Here is a 4151-nt window from a genome sequence, read left to right on the forward strand (position 1 = left end):
AGCGCGTTGATCCCATTGATGAGGTACGCTTCATAGCCTCAAAGTCCCCCTTATTAAGGGGGATTTAGGGGGATCCCTTCCTCATGGGAGAGAAAACTGTTACATATAGCATTTTTGCTCATTGTGTTGATGCAGTCGCTGATTCTGTCCAACTCCTCACAGCTCCTACACTCCCCACAGCGCTACAATTCCAAACCCCCCTGCTGTAACTTCTTAAATGGATCCAGAACTAAATCCATAATCCGACGCTGCCGGACAATAACTTCTGCTGTTGCCGTGTCCCCTGGGCGGAGAGCAATACATTCCTTTGGTGTGGGCATACAAGTTTTATTGAGTTTAATTTCTAGGTCATAGGTAGGCACTTTACCCTGCTCCGTTTCCGTCACCTTGGAGGTTGGAGAAATTTTGATTACCTTTCCTTCTACTACTCCATAATCTTGAAACGGATAAGCATCAAACTTCATTTTTACTGCCATTCCTTCCCGTAAGGAGCCACTTTCTGAAATAGCGATCTGGGCTCGCAGGGAAAGGAAGGACTCTTGTGGAGCAATCTCGACTATAGTGTCTCCAGGTTGCACCACAGCCCCGGCACTTTTAATCGGTGACTGAAACACGATTCCCTCGATCGGGGCCGCTAACATCCTTTGATTTAACTGAAATTCCAAGGATTTAATCTGACTTTTAGTCTGAGATGCTTCTGCTTTGAGGGTAGTAATTTGGGTTTCTATATTCTTCAGTTGTTCCTCACTTTTTAGTAAAGCTAGCTTACCAGAATGAACTAAAGTTTTATAACTACGTTCTTGCTCTTGCAAGCGCAGGCGAGATTGTTTAATATCAGCAGAGGCTTGATGAATCGTCTTTTGATAAGTACCTTGTTGCTCTTTAAGGCGAGACTGAGCTTGTTTTATTTCTAATTCAGTTCTGATTATAGTTTTCTGGGCTTCTTTAGCTGACTGTTGCACCTCTAAAAAGCGTTCTTTGGACAAAACCCCCTCTTCATAAGCGTTTTGGTAACGGGGAATTCTTTCCTCAGCACTTTCTAAACGAATGGTTTCTAATTCATAGGAAACCTTGCTAGATTCAATAGCCTGCCGTGCTTGATCTATTTGTGCCAATAGTTCTTCCTTTTGTAAACTGTAGGCGAACTTGAAGGCTTCCAGATTCTGCCGTGCTTGCTCGACTTGCGCCTGTTTTTCTAACTCTTGAGCTTGGTTTTGTTGCTCCTGGGTACGCAGAGCCAGTATCAATTGGTTTTTCAGCACCTCTAATTGATTCAGGCGATTCTGTTGCCCTTCTAATTTTTTTTGTTCCTGCTGAAGTTCAGTGCTAACTAACTCCGATTCCAGTTCTAGTAAGGTTTGACCAGCCGTTACCAATTCCCCTTCTTTGACCTTAATTGCTGCTACGGTTCCTGCTACTGGCGCATCAAGTTTGATGGTTTCCCCCGTAGGTTCCAATCTTCCTCTAGCTTTCCCCGTCTCATCTACCTGAGCGAATATCGCCCAAGGTAAGGCAATACCGATAAATACTATCAAAAAATACAGTAATCCCCTTGTCCAAACCTGGGGTAATGTATCAAGCAGTTCCTTAGTAGCATAAGACCATTCATGACCCTGGAGTCGTTGATTATTCCTAGGTTGAGGAGTCGTTTCTTGGGTGAGTAACTCCTGATAGGGACCCTGGTCTGGAATAGTTTGAGTAGGACTATGTCCATTCAATGTATGATTTTCAGGCATAGCAGTATTTCCATTTGAGTTGTGAACATAGTTGATTGGAAAAGGGAATCGGGAATCGGGAATCGGGAATCGGGAATAGGCAAAAGGCAAAAGGCAAGAGGCAAGAGTAATCAACGGATTTTTTCCCAAACCCCAAAGCCCAAAGCCCAAACCCCACACCCTACTGACTTCTGACTTCTGACTTCTGACTTCTGACTTGCGCGTAGCGCTATAACTGCTGCTGATTGAGATAGAAATAATGTCCTCGCTTTGCCATTAAGTCTTCGTGAGTACCGCTTTCAATCAAGACGCCTCTATCCAGGACTAAAATCAGGTCAGCTTTGCGTACGGTAGAAAGACGGTGAGCAATAACTAGGGTGGTGCGGTTTTTGAGAATGGTATTGAGATTGGTCTGAATAATCCGCTCGGATTCCGCATCCAGGTGGGAGGTGGCTTCATCGAAAATTAATAGGCGGGGATTTCCCAACAGGGCGCGAGCAATGGCTAAACGCTGTCGCTGTCCCCCAGACAACATCCCTCCTCCCTCCCCAATCTCGGTTTCATAGCCCATGGGCAGTTTTCGGATAAATTCATCGGCACCGGCCAGTTTTGCTGCTGTGATAATTTCGTCTAAGCTAGCTGAGGGATAAGCCAGACCGATGTTTTGTCGAATTGTTCCTCCAAACAGAAAGGTATCTTGATCCACCACACCAATTTGCTGGCGCAAGGAGCCTAAGGAAAGACTGGTGATATCTTGCCCATCAATCAACACCTTCCCATCTGAAGGAAGATACAGCCCCAACATCAACTTAGAAATCGTGCTTTTCCCGGAACCACTGCGCCCCACTAGGGCTACCATTTGCCCTGGTTTTACCTCAAAACTAAGATTTTCCAGAACATTGCTCTCACTTTCTGGGTGATAGCGGAAGGTGACCTGATCAAAGCGAATGTGACCGCGCAACTCAGGTAATGATTGCCGTGCCTGATGGTGCAAATCTTCTTCTGGTTGGTAATCCAGCACATCATTGATGCGCTCCATGGCAATCACCACTTCCTGAAATTCATTCCACAGTACCGTGATCCGCTTGAAAGGGGTGATCACTTGACCCAGCAACATATTAAAAGCGACCAATTGCCCAATGGTAAGCTGATTTTGAATCACCAACCATGCCCCAAACCAAAGCAGTGCGGTAGTGGCTAACCCCTCGATGGTATTGCTGAAAATCTGGAGTCGATTGCTAATAACCTGCCCAGAAAAGTTAGTTTTAACTTCTTTATTTAATAACTCTTCCCAATGCCAGCGTACGGTTTGCTCAACTGCTGTAGACTTGACAGTGCGGACACCAGAAAGGACTTCAATCAGATAACTACTTTCTTTTGCGATCGCATGAAATACTTCCCGAGAAATTCGTTTTAAAAAGGGTGTAGAAATCAACGCCAGCAGGAAAAAGGGTGGCACAATTACTAAGATTAGCAGCGCCATCTTCCAACTGTACCAAAACATCAAACCCACATAGATAAAAACTGTTAGTAAATCTAGCAGGATAGATAACGCTTCACCGGTGAGAAACCGCTCAATTTTACGATTTTCCTGAATCCGGGAGGTAATATCACCCACAAAACGAGACTCAAAGAAACCCAAAGGTAATCGCAAGGTATGGCTGATAAACCCGACAATCAGTGCTAGGTCTACCTTATTCGCGGTGTGGTCAAGCAAATATTGCCGCAACCCGGTAATCGCAACCCGAAACATAGTAAACATCAGCAATCCTAACCCCACAGCAGTTAGGGTGAGGGTGCTCCGTTGCACCACCACTCGGTCTAAAATTATCTGGGTAAATATCGGTGTAATCAGACCAAAGATCTGGATCATCAGGGAAGCAAAAAACACCTCCAGCAACACGACACTGTGAGGCTTGACCAACTCAAAAAATTGCCAGAAGGAGGTCTTACTTTCTTTGGTATCCTTCAGGATTGCTGTGGGTTCCAGTAGCAGTGCATAACCAGTCCAATCTGCTTTGAATTCCTGGTGGCTCAGAGTTTTCTGACCAAGACCAGGGTCAGCAATTACCACATGCTTGTTGGTAATTTCATAAACAACAATAAAGTGTTTTCCTTCCCAGTGAACAATAGCAGGTAGCTGTTGTTTTGCCAGTTGATCCAAACTAGCTTTCACCGGTCGAGTGGAAAAGCCAATACTTTCCGCAGCCGCTGATAGTCCCCGCAATGAAGCGCCATTACGGTCGGCATTGGAGATATCTCGCAAGCGATTAACACTGAATCGTTTCCCCCAATAACGACCGATCATCACCAGACAGGCAGCACCACAGTCAGAACCACTCTGTTGGGCAAAAAACGGATAGCGCCGGATCACTCGCTGCCACAAATGACCAACTTTTTGAGTAGGGCTAGGAAAGTAAGCTTTGCTAATGGTTT

The 4151-nt window shown here is 45.3% G+C and carries 2 protein-coding genes; both read right to left on the reverse strand.

What is annotated here, in order from left to right; genetic code table 11:
• Positions 1 to 182 precede the first annotated feature (182 nt).
• The gene (locus F6K38_RS36315; RefSeq protein ID WP_502708817.1) at positions 183 to 1736 is read right to left on the reverse strand and encodes a beta-barrel domain-containing protein; all 1554 of its coding nucleotides are present in this window, start codon (positions 1734 to 1736) and stop codon (positions 183 to 185) included.
• 208 nt (positions 1737 to 1944) lie between these two features.
• Positions 1945 to 4151, reverse strand: a 2207-nt coding sequence (locus tag F6K38_RS36320) for a peptidase domain-containing ABC transporter (RefSeq protein WP_287359879.1), incomplete at its 5' end; no start/stop codon positions are given.

The sequence above is a fragment of the Moorena sp. SIO3B2 genome (assembly GCF_010692525.1).
Taxonomy (GTDB): domain Bacteria; phylum Cyanobacteriota; class Cyanobacteriia; order Cyanobacteriales; family Coleofasciculaceae; genus Moorena; species Moorena producens.